Origin of the sequence: Aquabacterium humicola (assembly GCF_030167915.1) — a bacterium.
Taxonomy (GTDB): domain Bacteria; phylum Pseudomonadota; class Gammaproteobacteria; order Burkholderiales; family Burkholderiaceae_C; genus Pseudaquabacterium; species Pseudaquabacterium humicola.
The window spans coordinates 78,842-102,974 of record NZ_JARGNB010000005.1; the positions used below are offsets into that span (position 1 = coordinate 78,842).

Sequence of the window (24,133 nt, forward strand, 5' to 3'; positions counted from 1 at the left end):
ACGCCCCGCGTTCCGGGGCACCACCAGGGAGCCCACACGATGCGACTCAACGAGCCGGTCACGCAGCGAGAGTTTCAGTTTCCCGAGAACGCGACATTGATGTCCACCACGGACACGCAGAGCCGCATCACCTACGCGAACCAGGCGTTCATCGACGTCAGCGGCTTCAGCCGCGACGAGATCGCCGGCCAGCCGCACAACCTGGTGCGGCATCCGGACATGCCCAGGCAGGCCTTCGCCGACATGTGGGCGACGCTCAAGGGCGGCGAGCCGTGGACCGCGCTGGTGAAGAACCGCCGCAAGAACGGCGACCACTACTGGGTGCGCGCCAACGCGACGCCGGTGGTGCGCCAGGGGCGCACGGTGGGCTACATGTCGGTGCGCACGAAAGCCGAGCGCGCCGAGATCGAGGCCGCCGAGAAGCTCTACCGCGACTTCCGCGACAACCGCGCCGGCAACCGCCGCTTCCACAAGGGCCTGATCGTGCGCAGCGGCCTCGGCCGGCTGGGATCGCTGGGGCAGACGATGAGCGTGCGCTGGCGCATCCGCGGCGCGCTGCTGGCGGCGCTGCCGGTGATGGGCCTCGGCGGCTGGATGGTCGGCGCCGGCGCGGCCGCCTTCGGCATCGGCGCGGGGGTGCTGGGGCTGCTGTCGTGGTGGCTGGAATCGCAGATCGCCACGCCGCTGGAGCAGGTGCGCGCGCAGGCGCTGCGCGTGGCCAGCGGCGATACGCAGAGCGTGGCGCACATGAACCGCGTCGACGAGATCGGCATGACGCTGCGCACGATCAGCCAGCTCGGCCTGATGTTCCGCTGGCTGATCGACGACGTGAGCCAGCAGGTGATGACGGTGCAGGCCGCGGTGAAGGACATCGCGCAGGGCAACAACGACCTGAGCGCACGCACCGAGCAGGCCGCGGCCAGCGTGCAGCAGACGGCCTCGTCGATGGAGCAGATGACGGCGACGGTGAAGAACAACGCCGACACCGCCAGCCAGGCCAATGAACTCTCCGGCACCGCCAGCGATGCCGCGGCGGCCGGCGGGCGCGCGGTGTCGGAGGTGATCTCGACGATGGACGACATCAGCGCCAGCTCGAAGAGGATCGCCGACATCATCGGCGTGATCGACGGCATCGCGTTCCAGACCAACATCCTGGCACTGAATGCCGCGGTGGAAGCCGCGCGCGCCGGCGACCAGGGCCGCGGCTTCGCGGTGGTGGCCGGCGAGGTGCGCGCGCTGGCCGGCCGCAGCGCCGACGCGGCGCGCGAGATCAAGTCGCTGATCGCCGCCAGCGTCGAGAAGGTGGACGCCGGCTCGAAGACCGTGCACGACGCCGGCCGCACGATGCAGGAGATCGTCGCGCAGGTCTCGCGGGTGTCGGGCCTGATCGCCGAGATCAGCAGCGCCACCGGCGAGCAGAACACCGGCATCGCGCAGGTCGGCCAGGCGGTGTCGCACCTGGACCAGATCACGCAGCAGAACGCCGCGCTGGTGGAACAGGGCGCCGCCGCGTCGACCAGCCTGCAGCAGCAGGCCGAGCGGCTGGTGGAGGCGGTGTCGGTGTTCCGCTGAGGCGTCGTCGTCGAGCCGGGACGACGCGCGGCCTTCAGTGCGCCAGGGCCGGGGCCGGCTCGTCCTTGGCCAGCAGCCGCCTGACGATGCCGCGCGTCTCTTCGGCCGAGAAGAAGTAGCGGTACATCGAGCGCTCGCTGCGCCGGCCCGGCTCGCGATGCGCCATCGCGATGCGTTCCGCGCCGTAGTGCAGGTCGATCGACATCAGCACCGCCGGTGCGTTCACGCGCGGATTGATGCGTTCGTCGGCGAGCACCTCGAAGCCGAGCATGTGCGCGTAGAAGCGCACATGGCGCGGGTTCACCTCGATCACGATGCGGTCGCAACCGCGGATCACATAGGCGTAGATGAACGCCGTGTGGAACAGCGCCGCGAGCACGCGCTTGGAATGCGCGACGCTGTCGACGGCGAACTTGATGAACTCGCACAGCGTCGCGCCTTCGTCGCGAAGCCGCGCGGTGGCATCGCCGAAGCACTGGTCGACAAGCAGCCCGCCGCTGCCGTCGAAGCCGATCGTCAAGGTGCCCTGCACGGTGTCGTTGACTTCCGCGGTCAGCGTGAAGCGGGCGGGCGTCTGCGCGCCGGCCGAGGGTGCGGTGGTGTAGCCGCTGTCGGCATAGCGGCGTTCGACGAGCACGTGCGCCGCGCTGCGGTGGCCTTCGGTGTCCGCGGCCCGGATCACCATGCAGTGACGGGCCTTCAGGACTTCGGCGGAGGGTGCCGGCTCGTCGCCGTCGAACAGCATCGAGTGCAGCACGTCGTCGGCCTCGTCGGCCGTTCGCACCGCCGCTGCGTCGTTCGCCGAATCCATCGCGGCAATGTACGCCGCAGGCCTGCCGCCACAGGGTCCAGCATGTTGCAGCTTGCGCCGAATCGTGAGAACGGTGATCAGACGCTTGCCTGCCATCGACCGGACACGGCCCGGTCGTGCGCGTCACTCCGAAGTGATCCGGCGCTCCCGCACGACAGCGCTCCACTTGGCGTCCTCCTTCTTCATGAAGGCAGCCAACTCGGCCCGCGTGGTGGGCTGGGGGCTCAGGCCGTGCTTGTTCAGCGCGTCTCTCACGCCCGGGTCGTTGAGCACCTTCACGATCTCGAGGTTCCAGCGATCCAGCAGCGGCGCGGGCGTCTTGCCCGGCGCGACGAAGGCATACCAGTTCAGCGCCTCGAAACCCGCGTAGCCGGACTCCGCGACGGTCGGGACCTGCGGCATGTAGGCCGGACGCGTCGGTCCGGTGGTGGCCAGCGGCACCAGCTTGCCGGCTTCCACGTGCGGCAGCGCGGTCGGCGGTGCCGAGAAGTACGCGGCGATGCGCTCACCGAGCAGGTCCTGCAGGGCCGGCGCACCGCCCTTGTAGGGCACGTGGATCATCTCGATGCCCGCGCGCTGGTTGAAGAGCTCGCCGGCCAGGTGCGATGCGGAGCCGGCGCCGGTGGACGCGTAGTCCAGCGCACCGGGCTTCTTCCTGGCCAGCGCGACGAGCTCGGCCAGCGTCTTGACCCCCACGCCCTTGTGCACCACCAGCACGTTCGGGAAGTTGACGCCGCCCGATACCGGCGCCAGGTCCTTGAACGGGTCGTAGCCGACCTTCATCACGTGCGGGGCAATCGTCAGCGGGCCGATCGAACCGAACAGCAGCACCGTGCCGTCGGCCGGTCCATTGGCCACCTGCTGGTGCGCGATGTTGCCTCCGGCGCCGGCCCGGTTGTCGATGACCACCGTCTGGCCGATGTTGTCGCCCAGCTTCCGGGCGATCAGTCGGGCCGCCGCGTCGGCCGCGCCGCCGGCGGCGAAGCCGACGACCAGCGTGACCGGTTTCTTCGGCGGGAAGTCCTGGGCATGGCTGGCGACGCCCGGCAACAGCCCGGCAAGCGTCAGCGCCGTCGCGCGCAGCAGATCGAACTTGGTCATCGTGGATCTCCGAGGGTGTCGTGAGTGGTTCAGTCGGCCGGCAGGCCGATCGTGCCGGGCTGGCGCTTTTCGATCGCATGCCGCAGCAAGGCTGCGCTGCGGAAGATGCCGTGCGCGAACTTGCCGTAGGGCAGCGTGGCAAACAGGGCCATCACCGCGCCCAGGTGCACGCACAACAGCACGGCCAGGGCAGGCGTACTGCGGCCCAGCCAGAGCGCCAATCCGCTGGCACTGGTGAGGAACAGCAGGGCGATGAAGCCCAGGTCCATCGGTTTCTGCTCGGCGTCGCCATGCGAAGCGTGACGCCGGCGGTTCAGGTGCCACAGCCCGGCCGTGCCCACCATCAGGCTCACACCGCCGGCCACGCCAAGCAGCTTGGGCAGGCTGGGCAGCTCGTACGGCGCCTGCCAGCCGAACGCGTAGTGATAGAGCGTGGCCACGCTGGTCGCCGCGAAGCACAGCAGGAAGCCGTAGAACGTGAAGTGGTGGAAGCGGCGGCGAGCGAGGGTGAACGCGTCGTCCTCGTTGTTGCAGCCCGCCCCGTGGCCGCCGTCGAGGTAGCGCAGGCGCAGCACGGCGTCCGTGGCTTCCGCCACCGCCGGGGCACTCGCCGCTGCGCCGCTGGTGGCCGGGGCCACGTCCCGATAGAAGCCGCGCACCCCCATCCCCAGGGCCAGCGTTGCGAACAGGAACACCGGCGCGAACAAGCCGACCAGGAGGTTGTGCGGGAACAGCTTGTAGAAGTTGCCGCCGAGCGGCCCACCCCACAGGTTGCCGTTGATGGCCACCGCCAGGATCAGGAACAGCGCGAGGCCCGCCGCCAATGCCAGCGAGAGCGCCAGGCCGTTGCGCTGGTACAGCGCGCCCAGGGCGGGCGGCCAGGCGTAGTCGACATAGGTCTGGCCGCGCACCCGGGCCATCGCCTGCGGCACGTTCACGGCAAACTCATGCGGCGGCGCGTACTGGCACGCGTGCAGGCAGGCGCCGCAGTTGTGGCACAGGTTGGCGAGGAAGTGGATGTCGGCCTTGCCGAACTCCAGCCGCCGCGTCATCGCCGGAAACACCGCGCAGAAGCCCTCGCAGTAGCGGCAGGCATTGCAGATCTGCATCTGGCGGCCGACCTCGGCCTCCCGCGCGCTCAGGATGGGTATGACCGCGCGCCGGCCGGTCGCCAGCGCCGCGGCTTCGAGGGCCAGCGATTCAAGCGGCTGCATGCTGGATCTCCTGGCGTGCAGCCCGCGCCGCCTGCGTTCCGGCGATGCGGCCGAAAGCCGTGCCGATCGACATGCCGACCCCCGCGGTGTAGCCCTTGCCGAGTACGTTGCCGGCCATCATTTCCCCGGCAACGAAGAGGTTCGGGCTGGCATGGCCTCCGAAGTGCACGGCCGCCCTCTCGTCGACCTTCAGGCCCAGGTAGGTGAAGGTGACGCCGGGCTTGAGCGCATAGCCGTGGAAGGGCGGCGTATCGATCGGCCGTGCCCAGTGCGTCTTCGCGGGCGCGATGCCTTCTGTTCGGCAGTCGTCGAGCGTGGTGTGGTCGAACGTGCCCGGCCGGCAGGCCGCGTTGTAGGCCGCGACGGTTTGCACGAACGCCTGTTCGGGCAGGCCGAGCCTGCGGGCCAGTTCCGCCAGCGTGTTCGCCGTGACGCCGGTGAACACCGGTGGCATGAAGCGGCCGATCGCCTTCTGGTCGATGATCGAGTAGCCGGTCTGGCCGGGCTGCTGCGCCACCAGCCGGCCCCAGATCGCGTAACGCTTGGGCCAGAAGTCCTCGCCCTCGTCGTAGAAGCGCTGCGCTTCGCGGTTGACGACGATGCCGAGCGACACGCAGTCGATCCGGGTGCAGATGCCGCCGTCGTACAGCGGCGCGCGCGCGTCGATCGCCACCATGTGCGCCTGCGTCGGATCGCCGACCGTATCGGCCCCGGCCTCGATCATCGACTTGAGCAGCACGCCCTGGTTGAAGCGCGTGCCGCGGATCAGGAAGTTGTCGGCGGGCCACTCGCCGCGCGCGTTCCGGCCCCAGGCCTCGCGCAGCCAGTCGCGATTGGATTCGAAGCCGCCGGCCGCCAGCACGCAGCTTCGCGCGGCAATGCGCTCGCCGCCGGCGGTGCGGGCGGCGACGAAACGGTCGCCGTCGAGTTCCAGCGATGCGACCGGCGTGTCGTAGCGGATCTGCACGCCCAGCTTCGAGGCACTGCGGAAATAGGCGTTGACCAGCGCCTTGCCGCCGCCCATGAAGAAGGCGTTGGTGCGGGCGACATGCAGCGCGCCCGACAGCGGCGGCTGGAAGTGCACGCCGTGCCTGCGCATCCAGTCGCGGCAGCTCGACGATGCGCGGATCGTCAGGCGCGCCAGCGCTTCGTTGGTGATGCCGCCGGTGACCTTCAGCAGGTCCTGCCAGAACTCCTCTTCGGGGTAGGCATCGACGAGCACGTCCTGCGGCGCATCGTGCATGCAGCGCAGATTGCGCGTGTGCTGCGAATTGCCGCCGCGCCATTCACGCGGCGCGGCCTCCAGCAGCAAGACCGACGCGCCGGCCTCGCGCGCCATCAGCGCCGCGCACAACGCCGCATTGCCGCCGCCGATCACCAGCACGTCGACCATCGGTTCGTCTCCTGTTCGCATGGAGACGCACTCTAGGAACAGCCGCGCCGGGCCGGTAGACGGCCGCCGCGCAAGCGGTGTTCAGGGTTCGTGAAGGGTCGCGCCGGGCCAGCGCCGCTGCGCGACCAGCTCGCCGGCCACGCTGCGAATCACCACGCGTGCCGCGAGCGCGGCCGGCGACAGCTCGTCGTCGGAGAGGCTGGCCAGCAGGTTGCGCCGTCGCGCACCGCGTTCCACCAGCTCGATGCGCGCCATCTCGTCGGCCGGCAGGCGCACCGTCGCGGCGCCGGGCTGGATGGTCGCCGCCAGCCCGGCGCGTACCGCATCCATCAGCACCGCCAGGCCATCGACCTCGAGCACGACGCGGGGCTCGCAGCGCGCGCGTGCGAAGGCGGCATCAACAATGGCGCGCAGCCCGTGCGTCCCGCTCGGCAGCACGAGCGGCAGGCCGGCCAGCCGCTTGACGCGCACGCTGCGGCCGGTGGGCATGCCTGGCAGGTCGCGCCGGCCGATGACGAAGAGCCGCTCGTCGAGCAGCGGCAGGACGCTCCAGCGCCGGGCGGCGGAATCCGTCTCGAACAGCACGGCCAGGTCGAGCTGCCGCGCGTTCAGCAGGGCCGCCAGGTTGCCCGACAGGCTCTCGACGAGGCGCAGACGAACGTCCGGATAACGCGCGCGCATCGCCTCCATCAGCGGCAGCGCGAGCACGCCGGAGGTCGACGGCGCGAGGCCGATGCTGACGTGCCCTGCGAGCCGGGCCTGCCGCGCCGCCTGGCCCGCAGCGTCGGCATGGCGGATCGCGAGCTGCGCCTGGCCGAAGAAGGCCAGGCCCGCATCGGTCGGCAGCACGCCACGCGCGGTGCGCTGCAGCAGCCGCGTCGACAGCTCGCCCTCGAGACGGCTGATCTGCTGGCTCAGCGCGGGCGTTCCGAGACCGAGATCCAGCGCGGCGCGGCCCATGCTGCCGAGCTCGACGACCCGGACGAAATAGCGCAGCTGACGCAGTTCCATGGCTTCGCGGCGGCGCACGCTCAGCGGCGCGGCGCTCCGGCGTCGCGTTTCACCGCGGTGAGGATGCCGCGCAGGATCTCGATCGGCGGCGGCGGGCAGCCGGGGACTTCGACATCCACGGGAATCACGTCCGCGACCCGTCCGCAGCTCGCGTAGCTCTCGCCGAAGAGGCCCCCCGAGCAGCCGCAGTCGCCGACCGCGACGACGAGCCTGGGCTCCGGCGTGGCCTCGTAGGTGCGTCGCAGCGCTTCGGCCATGTGGCGCGAGACGGGCCCCGTCACCAGCAGCATGTCGGCGTGGCGCGGGCTCGCCACGAACCGGATGCCCAGCCCTTCGAGGTTGTAGTAGGGGTTGTTGAGCGCGTGGATCTCGAGCTCGCAGCCATTGCACGAGCCCGCGTCCACCTCGCGTATCGTCAGCGCCTGCCCGAGGGTCGCGAGGATCTCGTCCTGGATGCGGCCCGCCTCCCGCCGCAGCGTGTCGTCCACCGGCGGCGCCGGCTCGCTGACGATGCCGGTGCGGGCGATCTGTCGCAGGATCCGCCACATCAGAGATCGTGCCCCGAATAGCTGAGGTTGAAGGACTTGTTGATCAGCGGGAAGTCCGGAACGATGTTGCCGATCACCGCATGCTCCAGCACCGGCCAGTTCTGCCAGGAGGGGTCGTGCGGATGGCAGCGGATGATGCGCCCGCCCGCACCGAGTTCGAGCGCCACCACCACCTCGCCGCGCCAGCCTTCCACCCAGCCCAGGCCGCGGGCACCGTCGCCGGCCGGCAGCGGCACGTCGCGCTTCACCGGGCCGACGGGCAGGCCCTCGCTGAGGCGGCCGATCAGGCGCAGCGACTCGAAGACCTCATCGAAGCGCACGGCCACGCGCGCGGCCACGTCGCCGCCGGTGTGCAGGCTCGGCCGCGCATCGACGCGACGGTAGGGGTCGAAGGCCTGGTCGACACGCAGATCCAACGCGACGCCGCTGGCGCGTGCCGCCAGGCCGGTCAGCCCCAGGCGCAGCGCGAGTTCGCGCGGCACGCGGCCGGTGGTCATGAAGCGGTCCTGCAGGCCGGCGTGTTCGTCGTAGATGCCACGCAGCGTATGCACCTCGCGCTCGATGGCCTCGCACTGGGCACGCAGGCGGTCGGCGTCCGCCGGGCCGATGTCCACGGCGACACCCCCCGGGACGACGGCGTCCATCATCAGACGGTGGCCGAACAAGGCCCTCGACAGGCGCTGCCAGTCCTCGCGCAGCCGCGAGAACTGGGCGAGGCCGAACGCCAGCGCGGCGTCGTTGCCCAGGGCGCCGAGGTCGCCGAGGTGGTTGGCCACACGCTCGCGTTCGAGCAGCAGCGCGCGCAGCCACGCGGCACGCTCGGGCACCGCGACGCCGGCGGCGGACTCCAGCGCCATGCAGTAGGCCCAGGCGAAGGCCACGGTCGAGTCGCCGCTGACGCGCCCGGCGAGCCGGTGGCCGTCGAGCGCCGGCAAGGAGGTGAAGCGCCGCTCGATGCCCTTGTGCGTGTAGCCCAGGCGCTGCTCCAGCCGCAGCACCTTCTCGCCGACGACCGAGAAGCGGAAGTGCCCGGGCTCGATGATGCCGGCATGCACCGGCCCGACCGGGATCTCGTGCACGCCATCGCCCTCGACGCGCACGAAGGCATAGTTCGATGGCAGCGTGGCGGCGTCGGCCCCGCGTGGCGCGGCATCGCCTGCCAACGGCGGCCCGTCGCACCACAGCCCGTGATCGAGCCAGGGGCGGTGGTCCCGGGCGCCCTCGGCGGCAAACCCGTTCAGGTCGGCCACGGCGCGTTGCATGCGCGAAGCGCAGGGGAAGCTGGGCGTGAGGTCCGGGTAGGACGAACCGTCAGCCAGCGCGAGCTCCACCCACAACAGGCCGAAGTCGCCGGCCAGCGCCGCGCTGACGGATGCGGGACTGTGCGAGGACCCGGAATCGTTGATGCCCCACAGCGCGACGAGGCGTCCGCCCGCCGCGGCCACCTTGCCCGCGGTGGCGGACCACGCCGCGCGATCCACCCACGCGTGCCAGGTGGCCATCGGCGCGGCCAGGCGCGTGGCGTTCGGGCCCAGGTTGGTGATCGGCATCGTGTCAGCCTCCCCCCAGCATGGCGGCCGCCTGCCGGTACCAGCCGTCGAGGTAGGGCGGGATATACAGGCCCAGCATCAGCCCGAGGCCGAGGTGCACGAACACCGGGATCAGCGCCGGCGGGTGCGCCAGCGGCTGAAGCGTGGTCTCGCCGAACACCATCGGCTGCACACGGCTGAAGACCGACGCGAAGGCCAGGCCCAGCGCGATCAGCAGGAAGGGCGTGGCCCAGGGATGGTCGCGCATCGCCGTGGTGACGATCAGGAACTCGCTCGCGAAGACGCCGAAGGGCGGCATGCCCAGGATCGCCAGCGCACCCAGCATCAGGCCCCAGCCGACCGTCGGGCTGACGCGGATCAGCCCGCGGATCTCGTCCATCACCTGCGAGCCGGCCTTCTGTGTCGCGTGGCCGACGGCGAAGAAGATGGCCGACTTGATCAGCGAGTGCACCGTCATGTGCAGCAGCCCGGCGAAGCTGGCGATCGGGCCGCCCATGCCGAAGGCGAAGGTCATCAAGCCCATGTGCTCGATCGACGAGTACGCGAACATACGCTTCACGTCGCGCTGGCGGATGATGAAGAACACCGCGGCCACCACCGACACCAGGCCGAAGCCCATCATCAGCGCACCGGTGAGCGCGCTGCCGCCGAGTGCGCCGTCGGTCAGCACCTTGCAGCGCAGCACGGCGTACAGCGCCACGTTCAGCAGCAGGCCGGACAGCACCGCCGACACCGGCGTCGGGCCCTCGGCATGCGCGTCGGGCAGCCAGTTGTGCACCGGCACCAGGCCGACCTTGGTGCCGTAGCCGATGAACAGGAAGGCCCAGGCCAGCGTGATGATGTTGGGATCGAGCCGGGCCTTCACCGCGTCGAGGTTGGTCCACAGCAGCGCGCCGCCTTCGGCCCCGATCACCTTCTCGGCCGCCATGTACAGCAGCACGGTGCCGAACAGGGCCTGCGCGATGCCGACACCGCAGAGGATGAAGTACTTCCAGGCGGCCTCCAGGCTGGCGGCGGTGCGGTAGACGCTGACCAGCAGCACCGTGCTCAAGGTCGCCGCCTCCATCGCCACCCAGACGATGCCGAGGTTGTTGGTGGTCAGCGCCAGCAGCATCGTGAAGCTGAACAGCTGGTACATGCTGTGGTACAGGCGCAGCCGCGGCGGTGTCATCTTGCCGTGGTCGCGCTCCACGCGCATGTAGGGCCGCGAGAAGATCGACGTGGTCAGCCCGACGAACGCGGTGAGCGTGACCAGGAAGACATTGAGCGCGTCGATGTAGAAGTGCTGGTCCCACACCAGCATCGGCCCTTCGGCGATCACGTCGGCCGTCAAGACGCAGGCGCACACGAAGGTGCCGGCGCTGAACGCGACATTGACGTCGCGCGCGCGATCCCGGTGTCCGACCAGCCCGAGCACGATGCCGCCCAGCAGGGGCACGGCCAACAGGAATGCCAGGGCCAGCATGGGTCAGTCTTCCTTGAGCTTCTCGAGGTGCCGGATGTCCAGGCTGTCGAACTGCTCGCGGATCTGGAACATGAACACGCCCAGGATCAGCACGCCGATCAGCACGTCCAGCGCGATGCCCAGTTCCACGACCATCGGCATGCCGTAGGTGGCGGAGGTGGCGGCGAAGAACAGGCCGTTCTCCATCGACAGGAAGCCGATCACCTGCGGCACGGCCTTGGCGCGGGTGATCATCATCAGGAACGACAGCAGCACGCAGGCCAGCGCGATGCCCAGCGTGCCGCTGGCCAGCGTGCTGGACAGCCGCGAGATCGGCAGCGCGAGGTTGAACGCGAAGATGACCACCAGGATGCCGATCAGCATCGTCGTCGGGATGTTGATCAGGCTTTCCAGCTCCCAGCGGATGTCCAGGCGCTTGACCACGCGGTGCAGCAGCCAGGGGATCAGCAGCACCTTGAGCGCCAACGTGATGCCCGCCGACAGGTACAGGTGCGGCTGGTGCGTGACGTAACCCACCACGGCTGTGGCCAGCACCAGCGTCGCGCCCTGCATGGTGAACAGGCGGATCAGCGACAGGATGCGACGCTGCGCGATCATCGCGAAGGCCAGGATCAGCAGCAGCGCGCCGAGCAGGTTGACGAACTGGGTGAGCAGGGCGTTCATCGCATCCCGCCTCAGCGCGCCAGCAGGAGGTGGACGAGCATGCCGATCACCGCCAGCAGGAAGGCGGCCGCCAGGAATTCCGGCACGCGGAAGATGCGCATCTTGGCCGACAGCGCCTCGAGCAATGCGAGCAGGAAGCCGCCGATGGCCAGCTTGAATACCAGTGCCGGCATGGCCAGCAGCATGGCCAGCGGCGCCTGCGCCTCGGCGACGCCCCAGGGGAAGAACAGCGCGAGCCCGATGCAGGAGTAGGCAAACAGCTTCAGGCTGGCCGCCCACTCGATCAGCGCCAGGTGGCGCCCCGAGTACTCGAGGATCAGCGCCTCGTGGATCATCGTCAGCTCGAGGTGCGTGGCCGGGTTGTCCACCGGCACGCGCGCGTTCTCCGCGAGCGACACCATCGTGAAGGCAATGCCGGCGAAGGCCAGGCCGGGATAGATCGCGAACTCGCGGTGCGCCAGCGTCTCGACGATGGTGGTGAGCGACGTCGACTTGGAGATCAGCGATGCCGAGAACAGCACCATCAGCAGCGCCGGCTCGGCCAGGAAGCCGATCAGCATCTCGCGCCGCGCGCCGAGCGTGCCGAACGAGGTGCCGACGTCCATCGCCGCCAGCGAGATGAACACCCGTGCCAGCGCGAACAACCCGACCAGGGCGATCGCATCGGCGGCCGGCGCGAGCGGCAGGTCGGTGGACAGCGTCGGGATGATGGCGCAGGCCAGCACCATGCAGCCGAAGACGATGTAGGGGGCCGCGCGGAACAGGCGCGAGGCGTTGTCCGCGATGACCGATTCCTTGACGAAGAGCTTGTGCAGTTGCCGGTAGGGCAGCCACAGGCTCGGGGCCGAGCGGTTCTGCAGCCAGGCGCGCCACTGGTTGACCCAGCCCGTGAGCACCGGCGCGAGCAGGATCGCCAGCACGATCTCGAGCAGTTGCGACAGCGCGCCGGCCCAGTTCATCGCGTCACCGCATCACCACCACCAGCGTGGCCGCCAGCGTGAGGAAGCTGTAGAGCAGGTACACCGAGATGCGGCCCTGCTGCATCAGGCCGATCAGGCGCGCCAGCGTGCCGGCCAGATCGGCGATCGGCATGTACATCCAGCGCCAGAAGTGGTCCTCGACGACCACCTTGTAGCGCGGTTGCTCGTCGAAGGGCGTCGGCAGCTCGCGCGTCATCTGGAAGAAGGGCTCGAAGATCTGCCGGATCGGCTGGCCGAAGCCTTCGGCCGTGTCCTGCATGCGCGGCGTGCCCCACGGGAAGCCGCAGGCCCAGGCGATGCCGCGGCGCAGGCGGCCGTGGTAGAGCCAGCGCACCAGCAGGAAGGCGAGCGCGAAGCTGCCGAGGATGCCGAGCAGGAAGATGACCGGCCCATAACTCGCTTGCTCGAGGCTGGTGGGCGCCAGCAGCCAGCCGCTGGCCGCGACGCGCTCGGCGAGCCCCGCGCCGGCGAGCTGGCGCGTCACCGGATCGATCAGCGCGATGAACTGCACCGGCAGCAGGCCGAGCAGCAGGCAGCCGGCGACCAGCCAGCCCATGCCCAGGCGCTCGCGCAGGCCCGCGTCGTGCGCGGTCGCCAGCTTCTCCTCCCGGGGCTGACCCAGGAAGATCACGCCGAAGAACTTGACCATCGTGTAGCCGGCCAGCGCAGCCACCAGCGCGATCAGCGCGGCCACCACCGGAATCAGCATGGTCAGCAGCGGCACCGGCAGGCCCGGCGTGAACAGGAAGCTCTGCAGCAGCAGCCACTCCGACACGAAGCCGCCCAGCGGCGGCAGGCCGGCGCTGGCCAGCACGCCCAGCAGCGTGAACCAGCCCACCCAGGGCATGGTGCGAATCAGGCCGCCCAGCCGGCCCAGGCTGCGCTCGGCGGTGGCGTGCAGCACGCTGCCGGTGCCCAGGAAGAGCAGGCTCTTGAAGAAGGCATGGCTGGCCACGTGGTACAGCGTGGCGGTGAGCGACAGTGCGGCCATCGGCGCCATGCCGTAGCCCGAGAAGATGAGCGTGAGCCCCATGCCGACGAACAGCAGGCCCATGTTCTCGATCGACGAGTACGCCAGCAGGCGCTTCATGTCGGTCTGCACGGCGGCGAAGATCACGCCGTACAGCGCCGTCGCCAGGCCGGCGGCCAGCAGCAGCGCACCCCACCACCACAGCCGCAGCTCGAGCAGGTCCATCGCCACGCGCAGCATCCCGTAGATCGCGGTGTTGAGCATCACGCCACTCATCAGCGCCGAGACCGGCGACGGCGCGGCCGGATGGGCCTCGGGCAGCCACACGTGCAGCGGCAGGATGCCGGCCTTGGCGCCGAAGCCGAACAGGGCCAGCAGGAAACCCACCGAGGCCCAGAACGGCGTCAGCGCCTGCGCGCGCATGTTGGCGAAGGTGTAGTCGCCGGTATTGGCCTGCAGCACGCCGAAGCACAGCAGGATGGCGATGGCGCCGACCCTGGCCATCGTGATGTACAGGTAGCCTGCGCTGCGCACCTCGGGCACGCGGTGGTTCGCGGTCACCAGGAAGTACGAGGACAGCGCCATCGTCTCCCACATCACCATGAAGCCATAGGCATCGTCGGCCAGCACCACGCCCAGCATGCTGGCGAGGAAGACGTGGTACTCCAGGCACAACAGGCCCGGCGGCGTGCCTTCCCCCTTGCGGAAGTAGCCGGCGGCGAAGAACGAGATGCCGGCCGACGCCGCGCCGATGACGAGCAGGAAGTAGGCCGCCAGGCTGTCGAGCCGCAGGTGCAGCGGCAGGCTCGGCAGGCCGATGGGCAGCACCGCCGTCTGCGGCGAGCCCGTCAGCGCAACCGCGGCCACGCCCGCCAGTGCCAGCGCGAGCACGCCGCCGATGGGAAACAGCACATGGGCCACCAGGGCCAGGCGATGCAGCATCAGCACACCAGCGGCTCCCACGACCAGCCAGCCGAGGCCGACTGCCATCAGCCAGTCGATGGCCAGCCATTCGGCCGGTGCCACCAGGTGCGCCACGGGGTTCAGAGGCTGAGAGTTTTTCGAGCGTGCCCGAGCAGCGCGCCAGAAGGCGTCTGATCTAGGCGCAAAGCGCAGCCATAGCCCGGGCTATGGCGAGCATTTGCAACGACGAGCAGGCGTCTTCTGGCGTGATGAGCGGGCATGATCGAAAGACTCTCAGCCTCTCAGGCCTTGCGCGGACGCGGCCCTCGTCTGGCGGGTGCGGAGGCCTCTTCGTCGTCGTCACCGGTGCCGCTGGGCTGGTAGGCCACGCCGTGGTGCGCCAGGTAATCGCGTATCAAGCGGCGCACGACCTGGGACGGCGTCAGGTCCTGCTGCGCGCAAAGGCGCTCGAAGGCAGCCTTCTTGTTGGGATCGATGAGCAGCGTCAAGCGCGCGGTCTTCAGCTCCATAGATCCTCGGTATGCCAATTGAATGTTGTTCGGATGCACATCGTACTCTCAGGGGTTTCGTGCGGGAAGCGGCGTCGCGCCGCTCATGCGTACTGATCCTTCCAGGCCGATCTGAACAGCGCGAAGGAGGCGAGCAAGGGCTTGACGGCTTCGCGGGCCAGGCCCCTGGGCGGGCGCACGACGCCCGCGCTGAATCGCGCCAGCGCGGGGCCCTTGCAGGCGAAGACGATGCTGTTGCTGCATTCGCCGTCGTCGACCACCAGGATCGCGCCATGGAAGCTGCGGCGGATGCGCTCGACGTGGCGCGGGTGGTCGCGATGGCCGAAGTGCAGGTTGACCACCATCACCCCGCCGGGTTGCAGCATCTCGTAGGCGTTGTCGTAGAAGCGCTGGGAGCACAGTGCGTCCGGTAGCCCGTTGCTGTCGAAGCCGTCGACCATCAGCACGTCGCTTCGCGTCGCGCGGTAGCGCACGTAGTGCGCACCATCGCCCGCGATGACCCGGAAGCGCGCGTCGTCCGGCGGCACGTGGAACTCGTCGCGCAGCGCGATCACATGCGGATTGATCTCGACCACGTGGATCTGCGTGTCCGGCAGGTAGCGGTGGCAGAACTTCGCCAGCGACCCACCGCCGAGGCCGATCATCGCGATGCGCCGGGGCTGCGGCACCAGCAGCAGGAACGCCATCATCGTGCGCGTGTACTCGAGGTCGAGCGCATGCGGATCGCGCAGGTCCATGCGGCTCTGGGTCTCGCAGATCGAGAAGTGCAGCGCCTTGCGCGTCAGCGTTTCGTAGACGAAGGGCCGGACGTGCTGCGCGGGGTCGATGGTTTCTGGCATGGCTCGAGGCGGGAAGGATGCAGCGATCAGGACGGGATGCCCAGCAGGTCCAGGAGGCCGCACAGGAAGGTCAGCGGGTGCGCCGGGCACCCGGGCACGTACAGCGTGGGCTTGATGCGATCGAGGAAGGATCGGTCCAGCGCCTCGGAGCCGTCGAACGGGCTGCCCGAGATCGCGCAGGCGCCCACGGCGATCACCAGCTTGGGCTCGGGCATGCCGTCCCAGCACAGCTGCAGGGCATCGGCCATGTTCCGGCTGATCGGGCCGGTGAGCACCAGGCCATCGGCATGGCGCGGCGAGGCGACGATGTCGATGCCATAGCGGCCGATGTCGAAGTTGACGTTGGTGAGCGCGTTGACTTCCAGCTCGCAGGCATTGCAGCCACCGGCCGACACCGAGCGCAGCTTGAGCGAGCGGCCGAAGCGCTGCTTCAACTCGGCCGAGACCCGCACCGGATCGGGCGTCGGGCGGTCCACGCCGATCACCAGCCCCGCCAGGTCGGTGGCGGCGAGCCGGACGTCGTTGCTGTAGCCGAGCTTGCCGGTGGGGCAGGCGCTCGCGCAGTCGCCGCACTGGATGCAGCGGCCGAGGTCGACGGTGAGCGCCGCGGTGGTCGGCGCGGCAGGGGTCGGCGCGGCAGTGGTCAGCTTCAGGGCGATGGCGCGGGTCGGGCAGGAATCCACGCAGGCGCTGCAGCCGGTGCCGCAAGCGCCCTCGCCGACCACCGGCCGGCCACGAAAGCCTTGCGGCGCGGCGCGGCGCGGGTCCGGGATGAACTGGCTGCCCTGGGCGCGGCGAACGGCGATCGACTTGAACATGGCGTGGCCTACAGGTCGTTTCCGCAGTACGAGAGGTCGAAGCTCTTGTTGCAGATCGGGAAGTCGGAGATCTCGTTGTCGCGCACCGCCAGCGCGAGCCCGAACCAGTTCAGCAGCGAAGGGTCCTGCAGCTTGACGTGCAGCAGCCGGCCGTCGGGGCCGGTTTCGTAGGCGTGCACCACCGGGCCGCGGAAGCCCTCGCGCACGCAGACGCACAGGGTGTCGGGGTACAGGGCCCCCGGCGGCTGCAGCGCCGGCGCGTCGAGCGGCAGGTCCGGCGCACCCAGCAGCGATTCCAGCCAGCGCAGCGATTCGCCGACCTCGCGCATGCGCAGCACCAGCCGGGCCCAGCAGTCGCCGGCGGTTTCGATCAGGGTCTCGACCGGATGGGCGTCATGCAGGCGGCCCGGCAGGCGGCTGCGCGTGTCGAAGGGCACACCGCTGGCGCGCGCGGCGACACCGGCCAGGCCGATGTCGGCGGCGGCTTGGTGGCTCACCGTGCCCACCGCCTGGAAGCGCGCGCGCACCGATCGCGCGGCGAGCATCAGCGCGTTGACTTCGTTGAAGTCGCGACTGAACCCGGACAAGGTCTTCAGCAGGTCCGCGCGCAGCCCGGGCGTGATGCCGAAGCGCACGCCGCCGGGGCGCAGCCAGCCGCGGCCGAAACGGCTGCCGCACACGCGCATCGTGGCGTTGATGATGGCGGTGCGAAGGCGGCCGTAGGTGGCGCCGCCCTGTAGGAAGGCGATGTCGGTCGCCAGGCCGGCCAGCGCCACCAGGTGCATGGCGATGCGTTCGAGTTCCAGCGCGACGCCCCGCACGCGATCCACCTCGAACGGCAGCTGCACGCCGCCCAGCGCCTCGACCGCCGCGCAATAGGCCCACGCGTGGGCGATGCTGCTGTCGCCGGCAATGGTTTCCGCCAGCGTCGCCATCGTCAGCGGCGGGCGCGCGAGCATCAGGGCTTCGACGCCGCGATGCTGGTAGCCGAGCTGGATCTCCAGGTGGTGCACGGTCTCGCCGTGGCACATGAAGCGGAAGTGACCGGGCTCGATCACGCCGGCATGGATCGGGCCGACACCGACCTCGTGCACCTCCTGGCCCCGCACGCTGAAGAACGGGTACTCGTGCATGCGGCGCTGACGCTCGCCCTCGAAGCGCACCGGTTTGAGCCAGGGGTGGCCGTGCGGCACGACGCCGGTCTGCTCCCACAGCTCGCGCTCGAGCATCTGCACCGACGGGAAGCGTGCGGTCAGGGCCGGGTAGCCCGTCGCCGCCGGCCCGCGCCCGCGCAGGATGTGCATCGCGCCGGAAGCCGGCAGCAGCACCGCGGTGACGACCACATCGTCGCCCTCGCGCCGCCCGAACAGCGTGAGCATGCGCGCGCCGGCGGCCAGCGCCTGCTCGCACTGTGCGGCCCAGGCGTCGAGCGACGTCGGCGCGAGTTCCGCCGTCAGGCGCAGCGCGACGCACGGGGCGGGCGGGACGGGCGGGTGCAGGTCGGCCATCAGTGCCCCCCGATCGATTGCGCCACCTGCGCCAGCAGGTCGCTGATCGGCGCCGGCGTGTAGACGCCCAGCAGCACCAGCGCAGTGACGAATCCCAGCTTGGGCAGCGCCGTCACCCAGGTTTCGCGCACCGGCGGGCGGTGCTGCTCGGGCGGATTCCACAACATCGGGAAGATGGCTCGGCCGGTGGCCACGAAGATGATCGTCAGCATCGTGCACATCAGCGTGAAGGCGATCAGGTTGCCCGCCTGCACGATGCCCGAGAGGATCAGCATCTCGGCCAGGAAGCTGCCGAAGGGCGGAAAGCCCAGCAGCGCGAAGGTGCCCACCGCGAACAGCACGCCGGAGAACGGCAGCACGCGGACCACGCCGGCCAGCGGCGCGGTCTCGTTGGTGCGGTAGACCGCGCGCATGCGGCCTGCCGTGAGGAACAGCAGGCTCTTCACGAAGGCATTGCTGACGACGTAGAGCAGCACGCCGTAGGCCGCCGCGCGGCCCACCGACAGGCCGATGGCGATCACGCCCGACGAGGCCATGCAGGCGTAGGCGATCAGCCGCTTGTAGTTGCGCGCGGCCATCACCTGGATCGCGGCCACGGTCAGCGTCAGGCAGCCGAGGATCAAGAGCTCGTGCAGCACGAAGCCGGTGTCCTGCCCGCGGAAGACCTGCAGGATGCGCAGCACCGCGACGATGCTGATGTTGAACTGGATGGCCGCCAGCAGCGCGCTGGTGCTGGTGGGCGCGGCCTCGTAGGTCTCGGGCAGCCAGGCATACAGCGGCGCCAGGCCGAGCTTGCCGCCCAGGCCGAACAGCATCAGCGCCAGGCCCAGGCGCTGCCAGCCGTCGCCCTTCGACGAGACGGTGGCGGCCATCTCGTCGAGCATGAAGCTCATTTCGATGCCCTGCAGCTGGGCCGAACGCGCGAGGCACAGCAGGCCCAGGAAGGTCAGCGCGAGCGACATGCTGGAGTACAGCAGGTAGTGCCAGGCCACGCGCCGCGGTGCCAGCGCGTCGCCCTGGGCCACCAGCGGCGCCAGGCACAAGGTGGTCAGCTCGATGAAGGCCCACAGCAACAGCAGGTGGTTGGCCATCAGGCCCAGGTTCATCGCCACCATGAAGGCCAGCGTGAGCGCGCTGCGCGGCAGCATGTTCGCGGCCAGCACGCGCGAGGTGCTGGCCCGCGAGGACATGTAGACGCTGATGCCGAGGAACACGGCGTTGACCACCAGCAGGAACAGCATCGACGTGGCGTCGAGCACGAGGAAGCGCTGCGCGAAGACCAGCGGCAGCCCGGCCAGCGTGAGCCGCGCGTAGGTGACGGACCAGCCGACCAGAAAGGCCAGCGCCACGATGACCAGCGCCGGGCCGGCCCAGGCGCCCGGCAAGCCCCGGCGCAGCGACTCGGTCGCGGCGGCGGCTGGCATCGTCATGCGCGCTCCCCCTCGGGCGGGAGCGGGGCCACCCTCGCCTCGTCCGGCGTGCCGATCAGCCAGGCGCCCACGCCGACCGTGCCGAAGTAGATGAGCCCCAGCGCCGCATGCACCGGCAGCGGCCAGGGCTCGGGCAGCAGGGTCTCGAACAGGCCGAGCGCGTTCTCCATCGTCAGCAGCGCCACCAGTTGCGCCGGCGACGCGGCGTTGGTGGACAGCAGCAGCAGCGCCACCGCCACCGTGGCGGCGACGGCGCCCAGGGTCATCGCGTGGCGGTCGTCGGCGGCCGGGGCACCGAACTGGAAGGCCAGCACGATGAGCGCGATGGCCACGGCCCAGGCGAACAGGTTGGACGGCATCAGGTCGAGGTCGGGCTCGCCGCGCGCCCGGATCGCGCGGCCCAGCAGCCATGGCGCGACGAGCGCCCGCACGACGATCACTTCGGCCAGCGCCGCCACGGCGTGCCCCGACAGCTGCGGATGCTGGACGAAACCGGCCCAGCCCAGCGCCACCGCCTGCACCAGCAGCCAGGCCGGCGCCGTGCGGATGCGGCCGAAGAACACCGGCACCACCACGGCGATCAGGAACAGCGTGATCGGCAGCGTCATCACGGCCTCGCGATCCAGCCGCTGGCCAGCAGCGCGGCGGCCGAGATTGCCGTGGCCAGCAGCAGGTAGCGCGGCACCCGCTTCATGCGCAGGCGCGCCACCAGCGATTCGACACAGCCCACCGCCACGGCCACCACCGCCATCAAGGCGACGGCGGCGACCATCGCCGGCAACGGCTCGCGCCAGGCATCGAAGGGATTGAGCAGCGTGGCGATCAGGCCCGCATACATCGACATCTTCACCGCCGCGGCGTACTGCATGGCCGCCAGCTCCGGGCCGCTGTGGTCGAGCACCATCACCTCGTGGACCATGGTCAGCTCCAGGTGCGTGAGCGGGTCGTCGACCGGCACGCGTGCGGCCTCGGCCTGCAGCAGCACGAACAGCACGGCGACCATCGGCACGGCCAGCCACGCCGCGCCGTCGTGGTGACCGATGCGGCCGAAGTGGCCGACCAGGTCGGCGAAGCTCGATTGGCCGGTGAGCACGCCGGCCGTTCCGATGAGCAGGAACAGCGCCGGCTCGATGAAGGCGGTGAAGGACGCCTCGCGCGCGCTGCCCATGCCCTCGAAGGAGCTGCCGGTGTCCATGGCCGAGAGCATCAGGACCATGCGCGCCAGGCCCAGCGTGTAGGCGAAGACGATGAAATCGCGGCCGAACTGCAGCGGCGCGACGGACCCCAGCACAGGCGCCATCATCGCGGCCAGCAGCGACGCGGCCAGCACCACCCACGCGCCGGCCTTGAACAATGGCGTGGTGACCTCGCTGACCACCGGCCGCTTGCGCAGCAGGCGCAGCAGGTCCCAGGCCGATTGGGTGATGCGCGGCCCGCGGCGGCCGCCCCACCAGGACTTGGTGCGGTTGACCAGCCCGACCATCACGATCGGCATGACCAGCACCAGCAGCACGTGCACGGCGATCAGCAAGGGCTTCAACTCAGCGCCCCGCCGGAGATCACGATCAACCCGGCGATGACCACCAGCGCGATCAGGCCGGCGGCGAAGGCCAGCCGAGGGTCGTCCTCGCGCAGCTTGCGCGACAGCTCGCCGGCGGAAGTGTCGCCATGGCCGATCACCGAATACAGGCGCCGCTCGACGGCATCGACGCAGTCGGTGATGACGTAGGCATCGTTCGGGAAGTAGGCCTGCGGCCCCTTGCGGCGGTACAGCAGCACCATCAGCGCGCGGAAACGGCTCGCGAAGTCCCACGAGAAGCCGGCGCCGGTGGTCTGCATGCGCGGACCGACCGCCGTGTAGCCGCAGCCCCAGGTGACGTGCGATGCGCTCGCGCTGCGCGCGACCGCGCGCCGCAGCCACCAGAGTGCGACGATGGCCAGCACCAGCAGGCCCGAGAGCGCGCCGATGCGGCCCAGCGTCGTGCCCACCTCGGCCAGCTCGTGGCCCGTGGCCGCGGGAAGCCCGGCCAGCGCCAGCGCCGCGGTCGGCTGCACCAGCGCCAGCCCCAGCATCGGCACGAGCCCGAGCACGGCCACGCCCAGGCCGTGCAGCAGCAGCGGCACGCGCATCCACCAGCCGACCTCCGTGGCGTGCGTCGCGCACTCGTCGCGCGGCGCACCGAGGAAGACCACGCCGAAGGCGCGCGTGATGCTCAGCGCGGACACGGCGCCGACAAAAGCCAGCAACGCGCCCGCTGCCGCCAGCGCCACCTTGGCCCGCACCGGTACCGGCTGGTCGGTGTACAGGCCCGAGTAGATGAGGAACTCGCTGGTGAATCCGTTGAAGGGGGGCAGCGCGCAGATCGCGATGCCGCCGACCAGGAAGCTGATCGCCGTCCACGGCATCAGCCGGGCCAGGCCGCCGAGTTTCTCGATGTCCACGCCGTGCGCGGCCTGGTAGACCGCCCCGGCCGCGTAGAAGAGCTGGCACTTGAAGAAGGCGTGGTTGAGCACGTGCATCAGCGCGCCCGCGAAGCCCAGGGCCACCAGCATCGGCTGCTGCCAGGCGAGGCCCAGGCAGCCGACCCCCAGGCCCATGGCGGCGATGCCGACGTTCTCGGTGGAGGAGTAGCCCAGCAGCCGCTTCAGGTCACGCTGGCCGACGGTGTAGAGCGCGCCGATGACGGCCGACAACGCGCCGAAGCCCAGCAGGAACCAGCCCATCCACTCGTCCGGCCGCCCCATCAGCAGCAGGAAGCGCACGAGGGCGTAGAGGCCGGCCTTGTGGATCACGCCGGACATCAGCGCCGAGACATGGGCCGGCGCAGCGGCATGCGCGCGCGGCAGCCACGAGTGGAACGGGAAGAAGGCCGACTTGAGCGCGAAGCTGGTCAGCAGCAGCAGGAAGACGAGGTTGCGCTCGGAGCCGGGTTGATCGCGCAGCCACTGGCCGAAGCTGCCGAGCTCCCACGACGCCGAGTGCGTGTACAGGATCATGAACGCGGCGACCAGGAAGATCAGCCCGATGTGCGTGGACACCAGGTAGTTGAAGCCGGCGAAGCGCACCTTCTGGTTCGAGTAGTCCCAGATCACGAGCAGCCAGGCCGCCAGCGCCGCGATTTCCCAGCCGAGCAGGAAGACGAGCGCGTGGTCGGCGCTGTAGACCAGCACGAAGGACAGCGACGTCATGTTCAGCAGCGCGTAGTGCACGCCGACATGCCGCTGCGTATCGAAATGGGGCTTCAGGTAGCCGGCGGCGTAGACGCTGCCCAGCAGCGTCATCGGCACCGACCAGGCGAGGAAGAACGCGCCCAGGCCATCCATCCGGATGCGCAGCGTGCCCACGGGATGGGCCCACGGCAGGTCGGCCACCAGGGGCGCGCCGCCCATCAGCACCGGCGCGACAGCCATCCAGACCAGCACCGTGGCGAGCGCCTGCGTGGTGATGCCGATGGCGGCCCGGTGGGCATTGCGCAGCGGCAGCAGGCAGGCTGCCGCCCCCAGCAGCAGCACCCATTGGGTCGCCAGCAGCGCGGTCACGGTCAACCCCCGCGCCGGTCCTGGTCAGCGCACCGGCCGAGCGGGCGCCCGATGCGCAGAGGCCGGTGGCGAGCGGTCGGGGTCACGGCGGGCCGGTGTCATCCAAGGTGTGTTGCATGATACTACTATGTTAATGCTATAGACATGCCATGCAGGCGACGGACTGCACACCATCGGTCCGGCGGTGCGGCTGTCTGGCGCATCGCCCGGCTGGTTTCTGCGCAGGCGCACGAGCAAGCGAGCGCACCGGTGTTGACGCCCCCAATTTGCCTGACTAAAGTCAGCTATATGGATCCGGACGCCGTTGCACGGGTACGCCGCTTCAACCGGGCGGTCACGGTCGAGGTGGGTGCACTCGACACGTCGTTCCTCGGCCGGGGCCGGCCTCTCGGCGCCGCGCGCGTGCTGAACTCGATCGGGCGGGGCATCACCGACGTGGCCCGCCTGCGCGAGTCGCTGGGCCTCGACTCGGGCCTGGCCAGCCGGCTGCTGCGCGGCCTGGAGGAAGAAGGCCTGGTCGAGACCGTCGCACATCCGGACGATGCGCGACGCCGGGTGGCGCGCCTGACGCGCGCAGGCCAGCGGGAGTTCCGGGCCTACGAGAAGCTGTCCGACGATCAGGCGGGCGCGATGCTGGCCCAGCATCCCGATCCGCAGAAGCTGCTGGCCGCGATGGACGTGATCGCCTGTGCATTGCAGCGCGCCCGCACGGTCATCGAGGAAACCGACGCGACGAGCGAACCGGCCCGTGCCTGCCTGCGGGCCTACTACCGGGAGCTCGACCAGCGCTTCGCCTCCGGCTTCGACGTCGCGCTTTCGCGCGATCCGGATGCCGCGGACATGGTGCGCCCGCGCGGCACGTTCCTGCTCGCCTGGTCGGACGGACTCCCGGTGGGCTGCGTGGGCCTGAAGGGCGATGGCGGCGCGGTGGCGGAGGTGAAGCGGCTGTGGGTGGCGCCAGCCGCGCGGGGGCTGGGGCTGGCGCGCCGCCTGATGGCCGCGATCGAGGACATCGCGCGCCAGCTGGGCATCGGCGTGCTGCGCCTGGATACCAACAGCGCACTGTCGGAAGCCGTCGCGCTCTATCGGACCTCGGGCTGGACCGAGATTCCGCGCTTCAACGACGACCCCTACCCCGACGTCTTCTTCGAGAAGCGTCTGCCGGCGGCGGGCCGCGCTTTTAACAAGTCTTAAGCCGCGCTGAAGGCCAACGGCCTGGGGCTTCGGAACACTGCAACTGCTTCGTCGGCACAGCGCCGCAGGCCCACCGGGCCCGGCGCGCACCGG

The 24,133-nt window shown here is 70.2% G+C and carries 21 protein-coding genes; 2 read left to right on the top strand and 19 right to left on the bottom strand.

The genetic code is table 11. The features are described from left to right. The first annotated feature begins 39 nt into the window (after positions 1-39). Positions 40-1,572 carry a methyl-accepting chemotaxis protein gene (locus P1K89_RS21605; protein ID WP_284618593.1) on the top strand — a complete coding sequence of 511 codons (1,533 nt, stop codon included), beginning with the start codon at positions 40-42 and terminating at the stop codon, positions 1,570-1,572. 34 nt (positions 1,573-1,606) lie between these two features. Here P1K89_RS21605 and P1K89_RS21610 read toward each other — a convergent pair whose 3' ends face one another. The 19 genes from P1K89_RS21610 to P1K89_RS21700 form a co-directional block, all read right to left on the bottom strand. Next, a complete protein-coding gene (locus tag P1K89_RS21610) occupies positions 1,607-2,383 on the bottom strand; it encodes an N-acyl amino acid synthase FeeM domain-containing protein (RefSeq protein ID WP_284618594.1) in 777 nt (258 codons plus the stop codon). Positions 2,384-2,506: 123 nt separating this feature from the next. Further along, a complete protein-coding gene (locus P1K89_RS21615) occupies positions 2,507-3,484 on the bottom strand; it encodes a Bug family tripartite tricarboxylate transporter substrate binding protein (RefSeq protein ID WP_284618595.1) in 978 nt (325 codons plus the stop codon). A 29-nt stretch (positions 3,485-3,513) separates the two neighbouring features. Beyond that, a complete protein-coding gene (tcuB, locus tag P1K89_RS21620) occupies positions 3,514-4,698 on the bottom strand; it encodes a tricarballylate utilization 4Fe-4S protein TcuB (protein ID WP_284618596.1) in 1,185 nt (394 codons plus the stop codon). Then, on the bottom strand, positions 4,685-6,091 hold the full coding sequence (gene tcuA / locus P1K89_RS21625; protein WP_284618597.1) for an FAD-dependent tricarballylate dehydrogenase TcuA: 1,407 nt from the start codon (positions 6,089-6,091) through the stop codon (positions 4,685-4,687). Before tcuA ends, tcuB begins: the two co-directional genes overlap by 14 nt. A gap of 81 nt (positions 6,092-6,172) precedes the next feature. After that, positions 6,173-7,102, bottom strand: a complete 930-nt coding sequence (locus P1K89_RS21630) for a LysR family transcriptional regulator (RefSeq protein WP_284618598.1) — start codon at positions 7,100-7,102, stop codon at positions 6,173-6,175. 20 nt (positions 7,103-7,122) lie between these two features. Next, positions 7,123-7,650, bottom strand: coding sequence for an NADH-quinone oxidoreductase subunit B family protein (locus P1K89_RS21635; RefSeq protein WP_284618599.1), 528 nt, complete (start codon positions 7,648-7,650; stop codon positions 7,123-7,125). Further along, complete coding sequence (locus tag P1K89_RS21640; protein WP_284618600.1) at positions 7,650-9,200, bottom strand: hydrogenase large subunit; 1,551 nt, start codon at positions 9,198-9,200, stop codon at positions 7,650-7,652. Before P1K89_RS21640 ends, P1K89_RS21635 begins: the two co-directional genes overlap by 1 nt. Before the next feature lie 4 nt (positions 9,201-9,204). Further along, the gene (locus tag P1K89_RS21645; protein ID WP_284618601.1) at positions 9,205-10,665 is read right to left on the bottom strand and encodes a hydrogenase 4 subunit F; all 1,461 of its coding nucleotides are present in this window, start codon (positions 10,663-10,665) and stop codon (positions 9,205-9,207) included. Positions 10,666-10,668: 3 nt separating this feature from the next. After that, entirely contained in the window at positions 10,669-11,328 is a 660-nt protein-coding gene (locus tag P1K89_RS21650) for a formate hydrogenlyase (RefSeq protein ID WP_284618602.1), read from the bottom strand. Positions 11,329-11,339: 11 nt separating this feature from the next. Then, positions 11,340-12,287, bottom strand: coding sequence for a respiratory chain complex I subunit 1 family protein (locus P1K89_RS21655; RefSeq protein WP_284618603.1), 948 nt, complete (start codon positions 12,285-12,287; stop codon positions 11,340-11,342). Between the two features lie 4 nt (positions 12,288-12,291). Further along, on the bottom strand, positions 12,292-14,307 hold the full coding sequence (hyfB, locus tag P1K89_RS21660) for a hydrogenase 4 subunit B (protein WP_439898024.1): 2,016 nt from the start codon (positions 14,305-14,307) through the stop codon (positions 12,292-12,294). Positions 14,308-14,483: 176 nt separating this feature from the next. After that, positions 14,484-14,711, bottom strand: a complete 228-nt coding sequence (locus tag P1K89_RS21665; protein WP_284618605.1) for a ribbon-helix-helix protein — start codon at positions 14,709-14,711, stop codon at positions 14,484-14,486. Positions 14,712-14,794: 83 nt separating this feature from the next. Beyond that, positions 14,795-15,550 (bottom strand): fused MFS/spermidine synthase, encoded by a 756-nt coding sequence (locus P1K89_RS21670; RefSeq protein ID WP_284618606.1) that lies wholly within the window; start codon positions 15,548-15,550, stop codon positions 14,795-14,797. 26 nt (positions 15,551-15,576) lie between these two features. Beyond that, complete coding sequence (locus P1K89_RS21675; RefSeq protein WP_284618607.1) at positions 15,577-16,368, bottom strand: NADH-quinone oxidoreductase subunit B family protein; 792 nt, start codon at positions 16,366-16,368, stop codon at positions 15,577-15,579. A gap of 8 nt (positions 16,369-16,376) precedes the next feature. Further along, positions 16,377-17,876, bottom strand: coding sequence for a hydrogenase large subunit (locus P1K89_RS21680; RefSeq protein ID WP_284618608.1), 1,500 nt, complete (start codon positions 17,874-17,876; stop codon positions 16,377-16,379). Continuing rightward, the gene (locus P1K89_RS21685; protein ID WP_284618609.1) at positions 17,876-19,306 is read right to left on the bottom strand and encodes a complex I subunit 5 family protein; all 1,431 of its coding nucleotides are present in this window, start codon (positions 19,304-19,306) and stop codon (positions 17,876-17,878) included. Before P1K89_RS21685 ends, P1K89_RS21680 begins: the two co-directional genes overlap by 1 nt. Continuing rightward, positions 19,303-19,914 (bottom strand): hypothetical protein, encoded by a 612-nt coding sequence (locus P1K89_RS21690; RefSeq protein ID WP_284618610.1) that lies wholly within the window; start codon positions 19,912-19,914, stop codon positions 19,303-19,305. The genes P1K89_RS21685 and P1K89_RS21690 overlap by 4 nt, the downstream gene beginning before the upstream one ends. After that, complete coding sequence (locus P1K89_RS21695; protein WP_284618611.1) at positions 19,914-20,846, bottom strand: respiratory chain complex I subunit 1 family protein; 933 nt, start codon at positions 20,844-20,846, stop codon at positions 19,914-19,916. Before P1K89_RS21695 ends, P1K89_RS21690 begins: the two co-directional genes overlap by 1 nt. Further along, entirely contained in the window at positions 20,843-22,846 is a 2,004-nt protein-coding gene (locus P1K89_RS21700) for a proton-conducting transporter transmembrane domain-containing protein (RefSeq protein ID WP_284618612.1), read from the bottom strand. Before P1K89_RS21700 ends, P1K89_RS21695 begins: the two co-directional genes overlap by 4 nt. A gap of 288 nt (positions 22,847-23,134) precedes the next feature. Between P1K89_RS21700 and P1K89_RS21705 the strand changes: the two genes are divergently transcribed. Then, positions 23,135-24,040 carry a bifunctional helix-turn-helix transcriptional regulator/GNAT family N-acetyltransferase gene (locus P1K89_RS21705; RefSeq protein ID WP_284618613.1) on the top strand — a complete coding sequence of 302 codons (906 nt, stop codon included), beginning with the start codon at positions 23,135-23,137 and terminating at the stop codon, positions 24,038-24,040. The last annotated feature ends 93 nt before the right edge of the window (positions 24,041-24,133 follow it).

What these genes read in the sequence shown, in the direction of transcription:
- P1K89_RS21605 (WP_284618593.1), top strand. Translation starts at nt 40, where the DNA reads ATGCGACTCAACGAGCCGGTCACGCAGCGAGAGTTTCAGTTTCCCGAG.
- P1K89_RS21610 (WP_284618594.1), bottom strand. Translation starts at nt 2,383, where the DNA reads ATGGATTCGGCGAACGACGCAGCGGCGGTGCGAACGGCCGACGAGGCC.
- P1K89_RS21615 (WP_284618595.1), bottom strand. Translation starts at nt 3,484, where the DNA reads ATGACCAAGTTCGATCTGCTGCGCGCGACGGCGCTGACGCTTGCCGGG.
- tcuB (WP_284618596.1), bottom strand. Translation starts at nt 4,698, where the DNA reads ATGCAGCCGCTTGAATCGCTGGCCCTCGAAGCCGCGGCGCTGGCGACC.
- tcuA (WP_284618597.1), bottom strand. Translation starts at nt 6,091, where the DNA reads ATGGTCGACGTGCTGGTGATCGGCGGCGGCAATGCGGCGTTGTGCGCG.
- P1K89_RS21630 (WP_284618598.1), bottom strand. Translation starts at nt 7,102, where the DNA reads ATGGAACTGCGTCAGCTGCGCTATTTCGTCCGGGTCGTCGAGCTCGGC.
- P1K89_RS21635 (WP_284618599.1), bottom strand. Translation starts at nt 7,650, where the DNA reads ATGTGGCGGATCCTGCGACAGATCGCCCGCACCGGCATCGTCAGCGAG.
- P1K89_RS21640 (WP_284618600.1), bottom strand. Translation starts at nt 9,200, where the DNA reads ATGCCGATCACCAACCTGGGCCCGAACGCCACGCGCCTGGCCGCGCCG.
- P1K89_RS21645 (WP_284618601.1), bottom strand. Translation starts at nt 10,665, where the DNA reads ATGCTGGCCCTGGCATTCCTGTTGGCCGTGCCCCTGCTGGGCGGCATC.
- P1K89_RS21650 (WP_284618602.1), bottom strand. Translation starts at nt 11,328, where the DNA reads ATGAACGCCCTGCTCACCCAGTTCGTCAACCTGCTCGGCGCGCTGCTG.
- P1K89_RS21655 (WP_284618603.1), bottom strand. Translation starts at nt 12,287, where the DNA reads ATGAACTGGGCCGGCGCGCTGTCGCAACTGCTCGAGATCGTGCTGGCG.
- P1K89_RS21665 (WP_284618605.1), bottom strand. Translation starts at nt 14,711, where the DNA reads ATGGAGCTGAAGACCGCGCGCTTGACGCTGCTCATCGATCCCAACAAG.
- P1K89_RS21670 (WP_284618606.1), bottom strand. Translation starts at nt 15,550, where the DNA reads ATGCCAGAAACCATCGACCCCGCGCAGCACGTCCGGCCCTTCGTCTAC.
- P1K89_RS21675 (WP_284618607.1), bottom strand. Translation starts at nt 16,368, where the DNA reads ATGTTCAAGTCGATCGCCGTTCGCCGCGCCCAGGGCAGCCAGTTCATC.
- P1K89_RS21680 (WP_284618608.1), bottom strand. Translation starts at nt 17,876, where the DNA reads ATGGCCGACCTGCACCCGCCCGTCCCGCCCGCCCCGTGCGTCGCGCTG.
- P1K89_RS21685 (WP_284618609.1), bottom strand. Translation starts at nt 19,306, where the DNA reads ATGACGATGCCAGCCGCCGCCGCGACCGAGTCGCTGCGCCGGGGCTTG.
- P1K89_RS21690 (WP_284618610.1), bottom strand. Translation starts at nt 19,914, where the DNA reads ATGACGCTGCCGATCACGCTGTTCCTGATCGCCGTGGTGGTGCCGGTG.
- P1K89_RS21705 (WP_284618613.1), top strand. Translation starts at nt 23,135, where the DNA reads ATGGATCCGGACGCCGTTGCACGGGTACGCCGCTTCAACCGGGCGGTC.